This window comes from Jejubacter calystegiae, assembly GCF_005671395.1.
Lineage (GTDB): Bacteria > Pseudomonadota > Gammaproteobacteria > Enterobacterales > Enterobacteriaceae > Jejubacter > Jejubacter calystegiae.
Genome location: NZ_CP040428.1, coordinates 1,198,792 through 1,216,600, shown reverse-complemented (window position 1 = coordinate 1,216,600; position 17,809 = coordinate 1,198,792). Strand labels below are relative to the sequence as shown.

The 17,809-nt window shown below is 55.5% G+C and carries 16 protein-coding genes; 4 read left to right on the top strand and 12 right to left on the bottom strand.

Going from position 1 to position 17,809, the window contains the following annotated elements:
* Positions 1–125: 125 nt before the first annotated feature.
* Both yieH and FEM41_RS05620 read left to right on the top strand, forming a co-directional pair.
* Positions 126–794, top strand: coding sequence for a 6-phosphogluconate phosphatase (yieH, locus tag FEM41_RS05625; RefSeq protein WP_138095058.1), 669 nt, complete (start codon positions 126–128; stop codon positions 792–794).
* A gap of 30 nt (positions 795–824) precedes the next feature.
* Entirely contained in the window at positions 825–1,727 is a 903-nt protein-coding gene (locus FEM41_RS05620) for an ADP-ribosylglycohydrolase family protein (protein WP_138095057.1), read from the top strand.
* Between the two features lie 38 nt (positions 1,728–1,765).
* Here FEM41_RS05620 and phoU read toward each other — a convergent pair whose 3' ends face one another.
* Genes phoU through pstS form a run of 5 tightly spaced genes read right to left on the bottom strand, consistent with a single transcriptional unit; the run spans position 1,766 to position 6,277 of the window.
* Positions 1,766–2,491: a phosphate signaling complex protein PhoU gene (gene phoU, locus FEM41_RS05615; protein WP_138095056.1), complete on the bottom strand. Its 726-nt coding sequence runs from the start codon at positions 2,489–2,491 to the stop codon at positions 1,766–1,768.
* Positions 2,492–2,506: 15 nt separating this feature from the next.
* Positions 2,507–3,280, bottom strand: coding sequence for a phosphate ABC transporter ATP-binding protein PstB (pstB, locus tag FEM41_RS05610; protein WP_138095055.1), 774 nt, complete (start codon positions 3,278–3,280; stop codon positions 2,507–2,509).
* A gap of 47 nt (positions 3,281–3,327) precedes the next feature.
* The gene (gene pstA / locus FEM41_RS05605) at positions 3,328–4,218 is read right to left on the bottom strand and encodes a phosphate ABC transporter permease PstA (RefSeq protein WP_138095054.1); all 891 of its coding nucleotides are present in this window, start codon (positions 4,216–4,218) and stop codon (positions 3,328–3,330) included.
* A complete protein-coding gene (gene pstC / locus FEM41_RS05600; protein WP_138095053.1) occupies positions 4,218–5,177 on the bottom strand; it encodes a phosphate ABC transporter permease PstC in 960 nt (319 codons plus the stop codon). The genes pstA and pstC overlap by 1 nt, the downstream gene beginning before the upstream one ends.
* A gap of 56 nt (positions 5,178–5,233) precedes the next feature.
* The gene (gene pstS, locus FEM41_RS05595; RefSeq protein ID WP_138095052.1) at positions 5,234–6,277 is read right to left on the bottom strand and encodes a phosphate ABC transporter substrate-binding protein PstS; all 1,044 of its coding nucleotides are present in this window, start codon (positions 6,275–6,277) and stop codon (positions 5,234–5,236) included.
* Between the two features lie 260 nt (positions 6,278–6,537).
* Here pstS and FEM41_RS05590 point away from each other — a divergent pair, with 260 nt between their 5' ends.
* A complete protein-coding gene (locus FEM41_RS05590) occupies positions 6,538–6,990 on the top strand; it encodes a hypothetical protein (protein ID WP_138095051.1) in 453 nt (150 codons plus the stop codon).
* Positions 6,991–7,033: 43 nt separating this feature from the next.
* On the opposite strand, the gene glmS is transcribed toward FEM41_RS05590, so the two are convergent.
* Together glmS and glmU are read right to left on the bottom strand one after the other, a co-directional pair.
* Positions 7,034–8,863, bottom strand: coding sequence for a glutamine--fructose-6-phosphate transaminase (isomerizing) (glmS, locus tag FEM41_RS05585; protein WP_138095050.1), 1,830 nt, complete (start codon positions 8,861–8,863; stop codon positions 7,034–7,036).
* Positions 8,864–9,007: 144 nt separating this feature from the next.
* Positions 9,008–10,378 (bottom strand): bifunctional UDP-N-acetylglucosamine diphosphorylase/glucosamine-1-phosphate N-acetyltransferase GlmU, encoded by a 1,371-nt coding sequence (glmU, locus tag FEM41_RS05580; protein ID WP_138095049.1) that lies wholly within the window; start codon positions 10,376–10,378, stop codon positions 9,008–9,010.
* Positions 10,379–10,717: 339 nt separating this feature from the next.
* On the opposite strand from glmU, the gene FEM41_RS05575 reads away from it, so the two are divergent.
* Positions 10,718–12,877, top strand: a complete 2,160-nt coding sequence (locus tag FEM41_RS05575; protein ID WP_138095048.1) for a right-handed parallel beta-helix repeat-containing protein — start codon at positions 10,718–10,720, stop codon at positions 12,875–12,877.
* A gap of 63 nt (positions 12,878–12,940) precedes the next feature.
* On the opposite strand, the gene FEM41_RS05570 is transcribed toward FEM41_RS05575, so the two are convergent.
* From FEM41_RS05570 to atpH, 5 genes are read right to left on the bottom strand one after another with little or no spacing between them, the layout of a single operon-like run.
* On the bottom strand, positions 12,941–13,360 hold the full coding sequence (locus FEM41_RS05570; RefSeq protein WP_138095047.1) for a F0F1 ATP synthase subunit epsilon: 420 nt from the start codon (positions 13,358–13,360) through the stop codon (positions 12,941–12,943).
* A 20-nt stretch (positions 13,361–13,380) separates the two neighbouring features.
* Entirely contained in the window at positions 13,381–14,763 is a 1,383-nt protein-coding gene (atpD, locus tag FEM41_RS05565; protein ID WP_138095046.1) for a F0F1 ATP synthase subunit beta, read from the bottom strand.
* A 31-nt stretch (positions 14,764–14,794) separates the two neighbouring features.
* On the bottom strand, positions 14,795–15,658 hold the full coding sequence (gene atpG, locus FEM41_RS05560) for a F0F1 ATP synthase subunit gamma (protein WP_138095045.1): 864 nt from the start codon (positions 15,656–15,658) through the stop codon (positions 14,795–14,797).
* Between the two features lie 50 nt (positions 15,659–15,708).
* Positions 15,709–17,250, bottom strand: coding sequence for a F0F1 ATP synthase subunit alpha (atpA, locus tag FEM41_RS05555; RefSeq protein WP_138095044.1), 1,542 nt, complete (start codon positions 17,248–17,250; stop codon positions 15,709–15,711).
* 12 nt (positions 17,251–17,262) lie between these two features.
* A complete protein-coding gene (gene atpH, locus FEM41_RS05550) occupies positions 17,263–17,796 on the bottom strand; it encodes a F0F1 ATP synthase subunit delta (RefSeq protein WP_138095043.1) in 534 nt (177 codons plus the stop codon).
* Positions 17,797–17,809: the final 13 nt, after the last annotated feature.

Below are 17,809 nucleotides of genomic sequence, written 5' to 3'. Positions count from 1 at the left end.
CCGCTATCCTATACCAAAACGGCGCCCGGTTGACGGTAAATATGCACTTTTTTCATTGAAATTGCTTATACGGCATCGATTGCGTGGCACAATTCCTCTTAACATTTTTATCGACAGGAAACAGCATGTCTCAGATAGAAGCGCTATTTTTCGATTGTGACGGAACGCTGGTCGACAGCGAAGTCATCTGTTCCCGTGCCTATGTGCATATGTTTGCCAGCCACGGCATTGAGCTGGACCTGGAAGAGGTTTTTAAACGCTTTAAAGGCGTGAAGCTCTACGAAATTATCGACATCATTAATCAGGAGCACGGCACCGCCCTGACCCGGGAAGCGTTGGAGCCAGTCTATCGCGCCGAAGTGGCGCGCCTGTTCGAAGCCGAGCTGGAAGCTATTCCCGGCGCCCGGGAGCTACTGGACAGCATCAGCCTGCCCATGTGCGTGGTCTCTAACGGGCCGGTCAGCAAAATGGAGCACTCGCTGGGCAGAACCGGCATGCTGCACCACTTCCCGCAGCGTTTATTCAGCGGTTACGATCTGCAACGCTGGAAGCCGGATCCGGCCATGATGTTCCATGCCGCAGAGGTGATGGAAGTCGACGTGCAGCGCTGTATTCTGGTGGATGATTCTATGGCGGGCGCCCAGGCCGGTATCGCCGCCGGTATGGAGGTTTTCTACTTCTGCGCCGACCCTCACAATAAGCCTATCGATCACCCGAAAGTGACCACCTTTACCGATCTGGCACAGTTGCCCGCGTTGTGGAAGGCCCGGGGCTGGGAAATTAACCGTTCCTGATTCTCGCCCTGTTAACAGAAGGAGGCGCATATGCCCGACATGTTCGAACGCTATCAGGGTTGTCTGCTGGGACTGGCGGCTGGCGATGCGGTAGGTACCAGCGTTGAATTCAGCCCCAGAGAGAGCTTTACCCCCCTGACCGATATGGTCGGTGGCGGTCCCTTCAGGCTGAAGGCGGGGCAATGGACTGACGATACTTCCATGGCGCTCTGTCTGGCCGAAAGCCTGACCCACTGCCGGGGATTTAACGCCCACGACCAAATGACGCGTTACCTGAACTGGTGGCAGTGGGGCTATCTCAGCGCCACCGGGGAATGCTTTGATATCGGCACCACCGTTGTCAAAGCGCTGTCAAAGTTCTCAGTTGATGGCGATCCCTTCGCGGGCTCCAGCGCGCCGGATACGGCAGGTAATGGCTCACTGATGCGCCTGGCGCCCGTGGTGCTCTATTACTTTCCCGATACTCAGCGTGCACTGTACTACGCAGGAGAGTCATCGCGCACCACCCACGCGGCAGCCGAAGCGATTGACTGCTGCCGGCTATTCGCTCAGATCCTGGTCAATGCGCTCAGCGGCAAAGGAAAAACAGAGACACTGCTGGAGATTCCAGACATGCCCGCCACGGAAAACGTCCGCCGCATTGCCGCAGGGGAATACCAGAACAAATCCCGAGCCGCAATCCACGGGACCGGTTACTGCGTTCAGAGCCTTGAAGCCGCGCTGTGGTGTTTCTTCCACGCTGAGAGTTTTGAGCAGACCATCCTGCTGGCGGCCAATCTCGGTGATGATGCCGACACCACCGCCGCCATCGCCGGACAGATAGCTGGCGCCTGGTTCGGGGTAGAAGCTATTCCGGAACGCTGGCGTCGCCTGCTCTGGTTTTACGATGATATTGATGGTCTGGCGCGCAGGCTGCTGGATAAACCGCAGTGATAATGCTCCCTCTCCAGGGCGGAGAGGGACATTAAGCGTTACTCTTTCGGATCGTGGCCCGCCAGCAGCTTATCCAGTTCATCGCCGCCCACGTGGCGAAAGTCCTGGCCCTTCACGAAGTAGAAGATAAATTCGCAGATGTTCTGGCAGCGATCGCCGATACGTTCAATGGAGCGGGCGCAGAACAGCGCGGTCAGCACGCTCGGGATGGTTCGCGTATCTTCCATCATATGGGTCATCAGCTGACGAACGATGCCTTCATACTCCTTATCGACCTTTTTATCTTCACGGTAGATTCGCACCGCTTCGTCAATATCCATGCGGGCAAAGGCGTCCAGTACGTCATGCAGCATCTGCACCGTATGGCGACCCAGCGACTCCAGGCTGACCAGCAGCGGCTGGTGCTGGCGGGAGAACTTCTCGACCGCCGTGCGGCAGATCTTATCCGCCACATCGCCGATGCGTTCCAGCTCGGAAATAGTCTTGATGATCGCCATTACCAGGCGCAGGTCACTGGCGGTGGGCTGACGCTTGGCGATGATGCGTACGCACGCCTCGTCAATTTCCACCTCCATCATATTGACCTTTTTATCGCCTTCGATAACCCGCTGTGCCAGTTCGGCGTCCTGGTTATGCATGGCGGTAATGGCATCGGTCAGCTGCTGCTCCACCAGCCCGCCCATGGTCATAATCTGGGTGCGAATATGTTCCAGTTCGGCATTGAACTGGCCGGAAATGTGCTTATTAAGATTCAGGTTATCCATGTTCTTCTCCCACGGTCAGCCGTAGCGTCCGGTGATGTAATCTTCGGTCTGCTTCTTCTTCGGCGTGGTAAACAGTGAATCCGTGTCACTGAATTCGATCAGCTCGCCGAGGTACATAAACGCCGTGTGATCAGAGCAGCGCGCCGCCTGCTGCATATTGTGGGTCACGATCACCACGGTATAGTCCTGTTTCAGTTCGGTGATAAGCTCTTCAATGCGCCCGGTAGAGATGGGATCCAGCGCCGAGCAGGGCTCATCCAGCAGCAGAACATCGGGGCGAATAGCAATGCCGCGGGCGATGCACAAACGCTGCTGCTGACCGCCGGACAGCGAATAACCGCTCTGGTGCAGCTTATCCTTAGTCTCATTCCACAGCGCCGCTTTGGTCAGCGCCCACTGTACGCGCTCGTCCATATCGGCGCGCGACAGCTTTTCGAACAGGCGCACACCAAAGGCGATATTATCGTAAATCGACATCGGGAACGGTGTGGGTTTCTGGAACACCATACCGACCTTTGCACGCAGCAGGGCGATATCCTGACTCTGGGTCAGAATATTTTCGCCATCCAGCAAAATTTCGCCTTCGGCACGCTGTTCCGGGTAGAGCGCGAACATCTTGTTGAAGGTACGCAGCAGCGTCGATTTCCCGCAGCCGGAAGGGCCGATAAAGGCCGTTACCTGGTTTTTGGCGATATCCAGACTGATGTCCTTCAGGGCATGGAATTTCCCGTACCAGAAGTTCAAATCACGAACCTGAATCTTACCCGGGGTGGTTTCAACCATACTCATTGCTTCTCTTTCCTCATCCGGCGCCGCCACAGCCCACGCCGTACTTATTAACCGTGTTTACGTTTCGCGAACAGTACGCGCGCCACAATATTCAGCAACAGAACGCAGAGGGTGATGATCAACACCCCGGCCCAGGCCAGCTCCTGCCATCCGGCGAAGGGGCTCATGGCAAACTTAAAGATGGTCACCGGCAGGTTGGCTATCGGCTGCATCATATCGGTGCTCCAGAACTGGTTGGAGAGCGAAGTGAACAGCAGCGGCGCCGTTTCCCCTGCGATACGCGCCACTGCCAGCAGCACACCGGTGATAATCCCGGAAACAGACGCCTTCAGGGTAATGGCCGAGATCATCTTCCACTTTGGCGTACCCAGCGCATAGGCCGCTTCACGCAGGCTATCCGGCACCAGCTTGAGCATATTTTCCGTGGTACGAATCACGATAGGCACCTGCAGCAACGCCAGCGCGATCACCCCGGCCCAGCCGGAAAAGTGCTGCATCTGGGCGACAACGATGGTGTAGACGAACAGACCCACTACGATGGAGGGAGCAGACAGCAGAATATCGTTAATAAAGCGGATCACCTCCGCCAGCCATGATTTACGGCCATATTCCGCCAGGTAGATCCCCGCCATAATGCCCAGCGGCGTACCAAAAACGGTAGCCCAGACGATTAGCAGCCCGCTACCGACCAGGGCGTTAGCCAGACCGCCGCCTTCTGAATTGGGCGGCGGCGTCATTTCGGTAAACAGCGCCAGTGACATGCCGTCGATACCACGCGTAACCGTGGCGAACAGGATCCAGATCAGCCAGAACAGGCCGAATGCCATGGTGGCCATCGACAATGTCAGGGCAATACGATTCTTAAAGCGGCGCTTTGCCTGCATTTTACGGCGTGATTCCGCCAGATTTGCCGCCGCTTGCAGTTCCATGGTGGCCATCAGCGCGCCCCCTCATTCTTCGCCAGTCGCAGAATCATCAGCTTGGAGACAGCCAGTACGATAAAGGTAATCACAAACAGAATCAGGCCCAGCTCCATCAGCGCAGCGGTATGCAGTCCGGATTCCGCTTCGGCGAACTCATTCGCCAGCGCTGAAGTGATGCTGTTACCCGGCATATAGAGCGAAGCGCTGTCGAGCTGGTAGGTGTTGCCGATAATAAAGGTCACCGCCATGGTTTCACCCAGCGCGCGTCCCAGCCCCAGCATCACGCCGCCAATCACCCCGTTTTTGGTGAATGGCAGGACGATACGCCAGATAACTTCCCAGGTCGTGCAGCCAATACCGTAAGCGGACTCTTTCATCATCACCGGCGTCTGCTCAAATACATCACGCATCACCGAGGCGATATAGGGAATGATCATGATGGCAAGGATCACCCCTGCCGCCAGGATTCCGATTCCGAAGGCCGGGCCAGAGAACAGCTCGCCGACGATGGGGACCGACGACAGCACGTTACCGACCGGTTCCTGAAAGTAAGTGGCGAACAGCGGGGCGAAGATAAACAGTCCCCACATGCCGTAAACGATACTGGGGATAGCCGCCAGTAGCTCAATGGCGATACCCAGCGGGCGCCGCAGCCAGCCGGGGGCCAGTTCGGTCAGAAACAGGGCAATACCAAAACTGACCGGCACGGCGATAATCAGTGCAATCACCGATGTCACCAGGGTGCCGTAAATCGGTACCAGCGCGCCGAAGGTATCGTTAGGGGCATCCCACTCTTTGGACCACAGAAAGCCGAAGCCGAATTTCTCGATGCTCGGCCAGGAAGAAAAGATCAGGGAGACGATAATCCCGCCCAGCAGAAACAGGACAATCAGCGCAGCCAGTTTTACCAGCGCGCCGAACAGAATGTCGCCCTTTTTGCCAGGAGGTGTAAATGCAGGCCTGCTTGCTGCCATAAACTCACTCAACTTAATCAGTTTTGAAGGCCGGCGTACCGGCCTTCTGGAAAAACTTATTTATACAGCGGGTTACCGCTGCTGTCCTTAACGCTGGTCTTCCACGCTGCGCGAACCTGCTCAACCACGCTTTCCGGCAGGGTGGCGTAATCCAGCGCTTTGGCTTCATCGCTGCCATTTTTATAGGCCCAGTCGAAGAACTTCAGTACTTCTGTGCCCTGCTCCGGCTTCTTCTGATCCTTATGCACCAGAATAAAGGTGGCGGAAGAGATTGGCCATGCGCCTTCGGCGGTCTGATTGGTCAGATCCTGGGCAAAGGTTTTGCTCCAGTCCGCGCTTTCAGCCGCCTTAGAGAAGCTCTCTTCGGTTGGGCTGACCGGCTGACCATTACCCGAAATCAGTTTGGTATAGGCCAGGTTGTTCTGCTTGGCGTAGGCATACTCAACAAAGCCAATGGCGCCAGGCAAACGCTGAACAAAGGCGGCGATGCCGTCGTTGCCTTTACCACCCAGACCGGTCGGCCATTTCACTGTGGTACCGGCGCCGACTTTCGACTTCCACTCTTCATTCACTTTAGACAGATAGCTGGTGAAGACATAGGAAGTACCAGAACCGTCAGCGCGACGCACGACGGCAATGTTCTGCTCAGGTAGCTTAATGCCCGGGTTCAGCTGCGCAATGGCCGGATCGTTCCACTTCTTAATTTTGCCCAGATAGATATCACCCAGGGTTTTGCCGTCCAGCGTCAGCTGACCGGACTGAACGCCTGGCAGGTTAACCGCCATTACCACCCCGCCGATAACGGTTGGGAACTGGAACAGGCCATCATTTTGCAATTTTTCATCGGAGAGAGGGGCGTCGGAAGCACCAAAATCAACGGTATGCGCGACGATCTGCTTCACGCCGCCAGAGGAGCCAATCCCCTGATAGTTCACTTTATTCCCCGTGGATTTCTGATAGCTGTCGGCCCATTTGGCATACACCGGAGCAGGAAAGGTGGCGCCCGCGCCAGTCAGGCTGGCTGCCGCAAAAGCGGAAAACGCGCTCAGAGAGAAGGTCGCGGCGACAACAGTAGCGACGGTGGTACGCATAACGTTCATAGTGTCTCCTGCAAGAGTCATCATTTGCTGTGTAAGGAGCCTGTGCTCATTGCTTTGTCGTCCACGCCAGGCTCTCAGGTGACTGCATGGACAAAATAGGACAGTTTGGTGACAGCAACATGTACGAATTATGACAGTTTTATGACAGCAGGCAGGTTGGCGTGGATGAGACAGGCATCGACGACTCCATAAAGTCTCCCTAAAAACGACACAGTTTGAATTTATACTTTTCGTTATCCACAAAAAAGGAAGGGTGAAATATGTTTAAACCATTACTCGTCGGTACCAGCATACTCTGTCTGATGGTTCCACTTTGCGCCAGTGCCGAAAACAATCTGCAATTCTCAGGCTCTCCATCCATGGGTTCGCAGTTGGTAACCACCGACGGCAGGGACGATATGAATGGCATCATCCATTTAAATACCATCGATAACCCGAGCATAGAGTCATTAAAACAGACCCAAAATGATGTGGAACAACTGAAACGCGATCGGGATGACTTAAAGCGTCAGATAGAGGATACCAGCAAGCAATCAGGCGAAAATATGAAACGCCAACTGGATGATATGAAAAAAGAAACCAGCAGCCTTAGCAAGCAGATAGACGGCCTTTCCCGGGAAAATGAGGCCTTAAAGCGCAGTCAGGAGAGCAGCGCCCGTGAAATCAGCTCACTGAAACAGGAAATCAGTCAGTTGAGTAGCAAAATAAAGTAAAAAACCCGCCATTCACGGCGGGCTTTCACTGGACGATAACCGATTATTCAACCGTTACCGACTTCGCCAGATTACGCGGCTGGTCCACATCGGTGCCTTTAATCAGCGCGACATGGTAGGACAGCAGCTGTAGCGGCACGGTGTAGAAAATAGGCGCGATCTCCTCTTCCACGTGCGGCATCTGGATGATGTGCATGGTTTCACTGTCCACAAAACCGGCATCCTCATCGGCAAAGACGTAGAGATGACCGCCGCGGGCGCGCACCTCTTCGATATTGGACTTCAGCTTCTCCAGCAGGTCGTTATTCGGCGCGACCACAATAACCGGCATATCGGCGTCGATCAGCGCCAGCGGGCCGTGCTTCAACTCGCCAGCGGCATAGGCTTCTGCGTGAATATAGGAGATTTCCTTCAGCTTCAACGCGCCTTCCAGCGCGATGGGGTACTGATCGCCGCGCCCCAGGAACAGCGCATGGTGCTTGTCAGAGAAGTCTTCCGCCAGGGCTTCGATCCGCTTGTCCTGGGCCAGCATCTGCTCAATGCGGCTGGGCAGGGTCTGTAGCGCGTGCACAATATTGTGCTCTATCTTCGGATCCACACCTTTCAGACGACCGATTTTCGCCACCAGCATCAGCAGCACGGTCAGTTGGGTGGTGAAGGCCTTGGTAGAGGCCACGCCAATCTCGGTGCCCGCTTTGGTCATTAAAGCCAGATCCGACTCACGCACCAGCGAAGAGCCGGGCACGTTACAGATTGCCAGCGATCCCAGGTAACCCAGCTCTTTCGCCAGGCGCAGCGCCGCCAGGGTATCGGCGGTCTCACCGGACTGGGAAAGGGTGATAATCAGGCTGTTACGACGCACGGCCGATTTGCGATAGCGGAACTCAGAGGCGATCTCCACATCACAGGAGACGCCGGCCATGGCTTCAAACCAGTAGCGGGAAACCATCCCGGAGTTGTAGGAGGTACCACAGGCCACAATCTGGATATGCTCAACCTTAGACAGCAGCTCGTCGCTGTCCGGCCCCAGCTCACTGAGATCGATAGCGCCATGGCTGATACGCCCGCCCAGGGTACTTTTAATGGCGTTCGGCTGCTCATAGATCTCTTTCTGCATATAGTGACGATAGCCGCCTTTATCGCCGGCATCGTACTGCAGATTAGATTCCACCTCTTCGCGCGTTACCGGTTCGCCAGAACGGTCGAAGACGGTGATGCTGCGACGGGTCACTTCCGCGATATCGCCCTCTTCCAGGAACATAAAGCGACGGGTCACCGGCAGTAGAGCCAGCTGGTCAGAAGCGATAAAGTTTTCGCCGACGCCCAGGCCAATCACCAGCGGACTACCCGAACGGGCCGCCAGCAGCGTATCCGGATTACGGGTATCCATAATGACGGTGCCATAAGCGCCGCGCAGTTGTGGGATCGCCCGCAGAACCGCGTCGCGCAGGCTGCCACCCTGCTCCATTTCCCAGTGGACCAGGTGAGCGATAACTTCGGTATCGGTCTGAGAGATAAACTGATAACCGCGCGCTTTTAGAGTTTCGCGCAGCGGCTCATAGTTTTCGATAATGCCATTGTGTACCACCACGATATGGCCGGAAACATGCGGGTGAGCATTCGCTTCCGACGGTTCGCCGTGAGTTGCCCAACGGGTATGCGCAATACCGGTGCCGCCATGCAGCGGGTGTTCTTCCGCAGCCTGCGCCAGCGCCTGCACCTTGCCCAGACGGCGCAGGCGGGTCATATTACCCTGCGCATCAACCACCGCCAGCCCGGCGGAGTCATAGCCCCGATATTCCAGACGACGTAGCCCTTCGAGAAGGATTTCAGCAATATCACGTTGCGCGACCGCGCCAACAATTCCACACATCGTATTAATTCCTTGATCAAGGCGTTTCCGCCTGCGTTGTCGCTGACCTGTTATTCCGGTTTTTTCCGGGCCCCGAGCCTTTGTAGAGAATGGGGGTATTTTTATAAGTACTGCCCCCCCCTCCCTGAGGGAGAGGGGTAAAAATTATTTTTTCTTCACCGGACGCTGCCAGCCCTGGATATGGGTCTGCTTCACCCGGCTGATGGCCAGTTCATTTTCCTTGATATCGCGCGTGACCGTGGTTCCCGCACCAATTGTCGCGCCGCGCGCCACACTGACCGGCGCCACCAGTTGAGTGTCAGAACCTACAAAAACGTCATCGCCAATCAGGGTCTTATGCTTGTTAGCGCCATCATAGTTACAGGTGATGGTGCCTGCGCCGATATTCACGTTATCACCAATCTCGGCATCACCGAGATAGGACAAATGCCCGGCTTTAGAACCTTTACCCAGTCGCGCCTTTTTCATTTCGACGAAGTTGCCCACGTGGGCCCCTTCCGCCAGCTCGGCGCCAGGGCGCAGACGCGCAAACGGCCCGATAGTACAGTCAGCCTCCAGGTGGGCATCCTCCACCACGGTATAGGGGCTGATTTCGCAGTTATCGCCAATGGTGCTGTTTTTAATCACACAACCGGCGCCAATCTTAACTCGATCGCCCAGCGTCACCTGACCTTCCAGAATCACATTAGCATCGATCTCAATATCCCGGCCGTGCGTCAGAGTACCGCGCAGGTCGAAACGCTGGGGATCGCGCAGCATCACGCCTGCCAGCAGCAGCTTTTCCGCCTGCTCGGCCTGGTAAACCCGCTCCAGCCTGGAGAGCTGCAGGCGGTTATTGACCCCTTCCACCTCACTGAGTCGCAGGGGATGAACCGCGGCTATCTCGCGGCCTTCCTGGTAAGCCATGGCGATGATATCGGTGATATAGAATTCGCCCTGAGCATTGTTGTTATCCAATTGCCCCAGCCAGCGCTTCAGGTCAGCGCCGCCCGCCACCAGAATGCCGGTGTTGATTTCATTAATCTGGCGCTGAGCGTCGCTGGCATCTTTATGTTCAACGATACCAGTCACCCGGCCATTTTCACGAGTGATGCGACCATAACCGGCGGGATCGGCCAGCTCGACGGTCAACAGGCCAATACCGCCCTGCGGTTTCGCTTCCCGCAGGCGCGCCAGGGTGTCCACTGAGATCAGCGGCACGTCGCCGTAAAGCATCAGGATATCTTCATCATCAGCGAAGAACGGTGCCGCCTGCTGCATGGCATGGCCGGTGCCCAGTTGTTCCGCCTGCAGTACCCAGTTCAGTGCATCATCCTTCAGCGTCTGCTTCAACAAATCGCCTCCGTGGCCATAAACCAGGTGAATCTGACGCGCGCCCAGTTCCCCGGCGGCGTCGATGACGTGCTGCACCATCGGTTTGCCCGCAAGGGTATGCAGCACTTTAGGAAGATTGGAATACATACGGGTGCCCTTACCGGCTGCAAGGATCACCACGCTCATCGCACTGTTTGACATACGCGTCCTGACTTTGAATAGAGTGAAAAGTAAAACGGTTTCCCCCTGAAACTTCTACATATTTTGCATGTAAAAACGGGGCGGCGAAAAAAAGGCCATATTGCGGCCAGAAACACGCTCTTTTTCGTAGCTGTTCCTAGTTTAGGTGTATGACGGACAAAAAAGTACCCTCGCATCAGTGAAATGTCGCGAAACCACGGCATTCAGACTTTTTTCCCAAAAAAAATAAAGTATCAGCTCGCCATTTATCATTTTCAGTATGGATAACTGTGATGAAAATAAAAGAAACACCGTTTCATTTTTAAGCATAATGATGCCAGATTTTTTCAGGAGAAACACATGGCGTCTACATATTCGCTGGTTGCAGCCCTCTGCTGGTTGCCGCTGATGGCGCAGGCAGCCCCGGGAGAATGGCGGGCCATCACCTTTGGACAATCAACCGATATCAACTTTTCCTCTAACGTACTGCCCGCCAAAGTAGGTATCAATCAGGTAGAAATTAATGGCAGGGTGTTAACCCCAACAATGTATGCCGATCTGTCACAGCCGGTGACCATTGAAAGCCGCGGGGGGAAAATCGCCAATACCCACGACGGCCTGACCTTTTTCTATACCACGCTACCGGCAAGTAGCAACTTTAGCCTTGAAGCCCTGGTCACCGTAGAGCAGTTTGGCCCGGAAAACGGCGCCCGTCCTGCGGCCCAGGAAGGCGCGGGCCTGATGGTGCGCGATATTCTGGGCCCTCCACGTCAGCAGCCGTTAAAAGAGGGCTATGAAGAGTTTCCGGCAGCGTCGAACATGATGATGAACGCCATCATGACTCAGGACCGGAAAGATCATCACCGTGTGCAGCTCCAGGCCATCAGACGCCAGGGCATCAACCGCCCCTGGGGGAATGCCGGTGCCGATATCACACGAACCAGCTATCAGCAGGGAATCGACATCCAGAAAACGCCGCGCTTCCGGATGAAGTTAGTACGTACTGACACCGGTTTTATCGCCGGTTGGGCACCAGAGGGCAGTGATAAATGGGTTATGCAGAAAGTGTCCCCGGCCGATATCGTTACCGTTCAGGATCCTCACGCTTACCATCTGGGCTTCTTCGCTGCCCGAAATGCCAGAATAACCATTAGTGATGCCTCACTAACCACCTCTCCAGCGCAAACCGTCACTTCGCCTGACTGGCAGCCCAAAACCTGGCCGCTGGTGATGCAATTAGCCTCATCAGAACAGAGCTCATCTTCCGACTACGTGGTTCAGGCCTGGGCTAATTATGACGGCGATTTCCGGGTGCTGGAACGGGAAATGGTGATCGGGAAACAAAAGGGCGTAAAAGCCGGGAAGATGTTTCGCCATAGCATCCCACTAAAAGGGCAAACGACGATAAGCCTCACCTTTACCCCCGATGATACGCGACATAAACCGGTTCGAAAAACGCTGAACCTGTTACCGCTCCAGGTACCGGATACGCTGTACGTCTCGCCGGAAGGGGCAGCCGATAATCCGGGCACGCCGCAGTCACCGTTGGATCTGGCCAGCGCTATTAACCTGGTTGCACCAGGCGGCAGGGTAATCCTGGCCGCCGGTCACTATCCCCGGATAACGCTACCGCTTCAGGTCAGCGGCCTTCCCGGCAGGGAAAAACGGCTGGAAGGCCAGGGAAAGGTTGTAATTCATGGCATGCTGTTGAATGCCAGCTACTGGCAGATCCGGGATATCGACATTACCGATAACAGCCTGCGCATTCAGGGCAGTCATAACCTGATAGAGCGAGTGACCGCTTACCATAACAGCGATACCGGCATTCAGATCTCCTCACCGGCGGGAATCGGCCGACCGCTTTGGGCCAGCTATAACCGTATCGTCAATTCCACCTCGTATCAAAACGAAGATCCCGGAAAAATTAATGCTGACGGTTTTGCGGTGAAGATGCGGGTAGGTGAGGGGAACCGACTGGAGGGCTGTTACGCCTGGGGGAATATCGATGACGGCTACGATCTCTTTAATAAGATTGAAGATGGCCCTAACGGCGCAGTTATTATTGAGAACTCCATCGCCCGCAATAATACCAGTAACGGCTTTAAACTGGGCGGAGAAGGCCAGCCCGTGGCGCACCAGATCCGTAACAGCATCGCCATCGGCAATCACCTGGATGGCTTTAGCGATAACTTTAACCCTGGTCCGCTACAGGTGGTGAATAACGTCGCGGTAGATAACCGGCGCTTTAACTTTATCTTCCGACCCAGCCCCTATGGCGGACCGCAGACCCAGGGGCATTTCCGGGATAATCTTTCGCTGCGCAGCAGCCCGGGGCGCTATGACGATGCGGTCACCGGAAATATCGACAGCGGCAACGTCTTTATTGAGCGCGGAGAAAGCCGCGACCGCAATGGCCGAACACTGACGCCTGACCAGTATCAGTCGCTGGCGCTGCCGGAGCCGCTGCAGCGTAAGGCCGATGGCAGCTTTGATACCGCAGATTTTCTGGTGAAGACCTGATTCGCAGCCATAAAAAATGCCAGCCGGGTTGCCCTGGCTGGCATTTTACTTTTTAAACCTGAGTTACATCGCTTTTTTGGTCAGCTCAATAACACGCAGCTTCGCGATAGCCTTGGACAGTTCGGCAGAGGCCTGCGCGTAATCGACGTCGCCGTGCGAATTACGGATATGCTCTTCTGCTTTACGCTTCGATTCCATCGCCCGCGCCTCATCGAGATCCTGACCGCGGATCGCAGTGTCAGCCAGCACCGTTACGGCGCCGGGCTGCACTTCCAGAACACCGCCGGAGAGGTAGATAAACTCTTCGTGGCCGTGCTGTTTCACGATGCGGATCATACCAGGCTTAATGGCGGTAAGCAGCGGCGCGTGGCCCGGGTAGATACCCAGTTCACCTTCGCTGCCTGTAACCTGGATTTTCTCGACCAGACCAGAGAACATCTGCTGCTCTGCGCTGACGACATCCAGGTGGTAAGTCATAGCCATATCACCCTCCGATTAAGGCGTTAAAGTTTCTTGGCTTTTTCCACGGCTTCTTCAATGGTACCGACCATGTAGAAAGCCTGTTCCGGCAGGTGATCGTACTCACCGTCCATAATGCCTTTAAAGCCACGGATGGTGTCTTTCAGGGATACGAACTTGCCCGGAGAGCCGGTGAAAACTTCCGCCACGAAGAACGGCTGGGACAGGAAGCGCTGAATCTTACGTGCGCGGGCTACCACCAGCTTATCTTCTTCAGACAGCTCATCCATACCCAGGATGGCGATGATGTCTTTCAGTTCCTGATAGCGCTGCAGAATAGACTGCACGCCACGGGCAACGTCATAGTGCTCCTGACCCACAACCAGCGGATCCAACTGACGGCTGGTGGAGTCCAGCGGGTCAACGGCCGGGTAGATACCCAGAGACGCGATCTGACGGCTCAGTACCACGGTTGCGTCAAGGTGCGCAAAGGTGGTTGCCGGAGATGGGTCAGTCAGGTCATCCGCAGGTACGTATACCGCCTGTACGGAGGTGATGGAGCCAGTCTTTGTGGAGGTAATACGCTCCTGCAGGACACCCATCTCTTCCGCCAGCGTCGGCTGGTAACCTACCGCGGAAGGCATACGGCCCAGCAGTGCGGATACTTCAGTACCGGCCAGGGTATAACGGTAGATGTTATCGACGAACAGCAGAACGTCGCGGCCTTCGTCACGGAATTTCTCAGCCATGGTCAGACCGGTCAGTGCCACGCGCAGACGGTTTCCCGGCGGCTCGTTCATCTGGCCATACACCAGGGATACTTTGTCCAGAACGTTGGAGTCGGTCATTTCGTGGTAGAAGTCGTTACCTTCACGGGTACGCTCACCCACGCCCGCAAACACGGAGTAACCGGAGTGCTCAATCGCGATGTTACGAATAAGCTCCATCATGTTTACGGTTTTACCAACACCCGCACCACCGAACAGACCGACTTTACCGCCCTTCGCGAACGGGCAGATCAGGTCCATAACTTTGATACCGGTTTCCAGCAGTTCCTGAGAGTTGGAGAGCTCTTCATAGCTCGGCGCTTCGCGGTGAATCGCCCAACGCTCTTCCTCGCCGATGTCGCCTTTCATATCGATCGGCTGACCCAGTACGTTCATGATACGACCCAGGGTCGCTTTACCTACCGGTACTTCGATCGGGTGCTCGAGGTCTTTCACTTCCAGACCACGACGCAGACCGTCGGAAGAACCCATAGCGATGGTACGTACCACGCCGCCGCCCAGCTGCTGCTGAACTTCCAGCACCAGCCTGTCGTTACCATTAATGACCTCAAGAGCGTCGTACACCTTAGGTACGGCATCCTGAGGAAACTCGACGTCCACCACGGCGCCGATTACCTGGATAATCTTTCCAGTTGCCATCTTGAATCCTCTACGTAATTCGTAAACCTGGTTAAACCGCGGCGGCCCCCGAGACGATCTCGGTGAGTTCCTGAGTAATGCTGGCCTGACGAGCCTTGTTGTACACCAGTTGCAGCTCTTTAATCAGGTTTCCGCCGTTGTCGGTTGCGGCTTTCATCGCCACCATACGGGCAGCCTGCTCGCTGGCCAGGTTTTCCACCACGCCCTGATAAACCTGGGACTCCACATAACGACGCAGCAGGGTATCCAGCAGCGCCTTCGGATCCGGCTCATACAGATAATCCCAGGTTTTACGCTTCAGTTCCTCGTCTTCCGCCGCAGGCAGCGGCAGCAGTTGAGTGATGGTCGGTTCCTGGGACATGGTGTTGATAAATTTGTTGCTGACAATATAAAGCTTGTCCAGACGGCCTTCGTCGTAGGCCTGCAGCATAACCTTAACCGGGCCGATCAGTTCCGACAGGGAAGGGTTATCCCCCATACCTGTCACCTGGGCAACCACATTACCGCCAACGGAGTTAAAGAACGCGACGCCCTTAGAGCCAATCAGCGCCAGATCGCTCTGAACGCCTTTGTCGGACCACGTCTTCATTTCGCCGAGCAGCTTTTTGAACAGGTTAATGTTCAGACCGCCACACAGTCCACGGTCGGTAGAGACCACGAGGTAACCTACGCGCTTCACCTCGCGTTCTTCCAGGTAAGGATGCTTATATTCCAGATTACCGTTAGCAAGGTGACCAATCACCTTACGCATGGTATCGGCATAAGGACGGCTGGCCGCCATACGCTCCTGCGATTTACGCATTTTGGAAGCGGCGACCATCTCCATCGCTTTAGTGATCTTCTGCGTGTTCTGGACGCTTGCGATCTTACTACGTATCTCTTTTGCGCCGGCCATGAGCTTCTCCTCAAAGCCTGGCGGTCCGCATTACGCGAACCGCCAGACCATTACCAGGACTGAGTTGCTTTGAAGGAATCGAGGACGCCTTTCAGCTTGCCTTCGATCTCATCGTTGTAGCCGCCAGTCTTGTCGATTTCCTGCATCAGGGCCGCGTGATCGCGATCAACATAAGCCAGCAGCGCAGCTTCGAAGCTACCTACTTTCGCGATCTCAACGTCTTCCAGGTAGCCACGTTCAGCGGCAAACAGAACCAGAGACTGCTGAGCAACGGACATCGGAGCATACTGCTTCTGCTTCAGCAGTTCGGTCACTTTCTGACCGTGATTCAACTGTTTACGCGTTGCATCATCCAGGTCGGAAGCGAACTGCGAGAACGCTGCCAGTTCACGATACTGCGCCAGTGCGGTACGGATACCACCGGACAGTTTCTTCATGATCTTGGTCTGGGCTGCACCACCAACACGGGATACCGAGATACCCGGGTTAACCGCCGGACGAATACCGGAGTTAAACAGGCTGGATTCCAGGAAGATCTGACCATCGGTAATGGAGATAACGTTGGTCGGTACGAATGCAGAAACGTCGCCCGCCTGGGTTTCGATGATCGGCAGAGCGGTCAGAGAACCGGTCTGGCCTTTCACTTCACCCTTGGTGAAAGCTTCTACATACTCGGCGTTAACGCGAGCAGCACGCTCCAGCAGACGAGAGTGGAGGTAGAATACGTCACCCGGGAATGCTTCACGTCCAGGCGGACGGCGCAGCAGCAGGGAAATCTGACGATAAGCAACGGCCTGCTTGGACAGATCGTCATAAACGATCAGCGCGTCTTCACCGCGGTCGCGGAAGTATTCACCCATCGCACAACCGGCATACGGCGCCAGGTACTGCAGTGCGGCGGATTCAGACGCAGTTGCGACAACCACGATGGTGTTGTCCAGCGCGCCGTGCTCTTCCAGCTTACGCACCACGTTAGAGATGGTGGACGCCTTCTGGCCGATAGCGACGTAGACACACTTAATGCCGGAGTTACGCTGGTTGATAATGGCATCGACGGCCAGCGCGGTTTTACCGGTCTGACGGTCACCGATGACCAGCTCACGCTGACCACGGCCGATCGGAATCATAGCATCGACAGACTTATAACCGGTCTGAACCGGCTGGTCGACGGACTGACGCTCAATAACGCCCGGCGCAATGGCTTCAACCGGAGAGAAACCGTCATTATCGACAGGCCCTTTACCGTCAATCGGCGCACCCAGGGTGTTAACAACGCGGCCCAGTAGACCACGGCCTACCGGAACTTCCAGAATACGACCGGTGCATTTTACTTTCATGCCTTCGGCCAGATCCGCATAAGGACCCATAACAACCGCACCAACGGAGTCGCGCTCCAGGTTCAGTGCGATAGCGTAGCGGTTCCCCGGCAGGGAGATCATCTCACCCTGCATAACATCGGCCAGGCCGTGTACGCGGATGATTCCGTCGCTGACGGAAACGATAGTACCTTCGTTGTGAGCCTCGCTCACAACATTGAACTGTTCAATTCGCTGTTTGATCAGTTCGCTGATTTCGGTGGAATTCAGTTGCATGCTCCAGTCCCCTTAAGACTGCAAGACGTCTGCCAGGCGCTCAAGACGGCCGCGTACGCTACCATCAATGACCATATCACCCGCCTGGATGATGACACCTGCCATTACAGACTTATCAATTTTGCAATTCAGCTTCACTTTGCGTGACAGACGTTTTTCCATAGCGCTGACGATCTTCGAAAGCTGCTCTTCGCTAAGCCGGCTGGCGGAGGTGACATCGACCTCCACGGTCGCTTCCTGGGCTGCGCGTAACCGGAGAAACTCTTCAAGTACGTCCGGAAGCACAACCAGACGCCCATTTTCGGCCATCACCCGAATCAGGTTTTGGCCGTTAGCGTCCAGCTGATCGCCACAGATGGCGATAAACGAATTAGCGAGCGTTTCAGGTGCCAGGGCACCTGAGAGAAGCTCTGTCATTTGTTCGTTTTTGGATACCTCGGCGGCAAACGCCAGCATGTCCTGCCAACGATCGACGCTCTGGTGAACGACAGCAAAGTCAAAAGCTGCTTTGGCGTAGGGGCGAGCTACCGTAATAAATTCAGACATCAGCCCCTCCCTC